The 1,351-nt window shown below is 48.8% G+C and carries 1 protein-coding gene; it reads right to left on the reverse strand.

Annotated features, from left to right (window positions below; genetic code table 11):
• Window positions 1-19 precede the first annotated feature (19 nt).
• The coding region (locus tag R8O70_RS25355; RefSeq protein WP_318184474.1) for a bifunctional diguanylate cyclase/phosphodiesterase at window positions 20-1,351 on the reverse strand (1,332 nt) is incomplete at its 5' end.

Below are 1,351 nucleotides of genomic sequence, written 5' to 3' on the forward strand. Positions count from 1 at the left end.
CAACGATTCTCGCTCTTTTCTACTTCATGTTCACCAAATGTGTTGGCCATTCATCCAGAGGAATTGGGCGACTGTAATAGAAACCTTGGACTTGATGGCAGCCCAGCGAACGCAACAGTTGCGCTTGCGTGCTGTCTTCTACACCTTCTGCCACGACATTGGTTTTTAATCCTGCGGTGATATTGATCACTGCGGCTACTACTGAGCTGTCGAGGTTCTCTTTGGTGAGCTGATTGATGAACGTGCGATCGATCTTCAAGCAAGTGAACGGCAGTGAATGCAGATAACCAAGAGAAGAGTAACCCGTACCAAAATCATCAATGGCAATGCCAATGCCCATATCACGCAACTTCGTCATGTTTTCCAGAGTCGTTGGTGCGCTATCAATAATGCGCGACTCGGTGATCTCTAACGTGAGGTTTTTGGCGGGCAGCTTAGTGACATCCAGCACTCGTGTCACGGTGTCGACAAATGCCGGGCAGGAGAGCTGATTGACCGAAATGTTCACGTGCAATTGGAAGTCTGACGGCCACTGTTTGTTCTCGATGGCTTTGTATGTGTCTCGGCACGCTTGCAGCAAGATTTGTTGGCCAATGGCTTTGATCATGCCGCTTTCCTCCGCGATTGGGATGAAATCTAATGGTGAGATCATACCGCTTTCGCTATTCCAGCGAGCTAGGGCTTCAGCGCCACATACGTTACCACTCGCGAGATCGATGATCGGCTGATAATGAGGCACAAATTCGCGCTTGTCGATGCCCGTTTGCATCTTCGTGAGCAGCTGAGTACGAAACTTCGATGCGCTCGCGAGTTCTGGGCTGTAGTAACAAATGCCCGTCAGTGGATCTTGCTTCGCGTAGCTCAGAGCAATGCTGGCATTGCGTAGCCAAAGCGGCATGTTCTCACCATGCTTGGTTTGCACAATCCCTAGTGAGATCTTCATCACCACGCTTTCACCTTCAACCATAAATGGTGCTGCGAACAGTTGTTGTAGGCGACGTTCTGTTAAACGGATGTCTTCGTCTTTATCCATATCTGGCATAAACAGAGCGAACTCATCGCCACCAATTCGGGCCAGCATGGTGTTGTCTGGGAATTGCTGCTTCAGCCTTTCTGCGATGCTAACCAACAGCTGATCACCATTGTGGTGTCCCACACTGTCGTTGATATCTCTAAATTTGTTGATCCCCAATAAGAACAAACTACCGTGACACAAATTGGGTTTGTTTTCGCAGATTTCGATTAATCCTTGGCGGCTGTAGAGTCGAGTTAATGAGTCATACACTAGCTGATCGCGCAGCGCCTTAAATGAGGCTTTGAGGTTGCTGGCCATTTCATTAAAGGCTTTTGC

This window comes from Vibrio sp. 779(2023) (assembly GCF_033344285.1).
Classification (GTDB): domain Bacteria; phylum Pseudomonadota; class Gammaproteobacteria; order Enterobacterales; family Vibrionaceae; genus Vibrio; species Vibrio alginolyticus.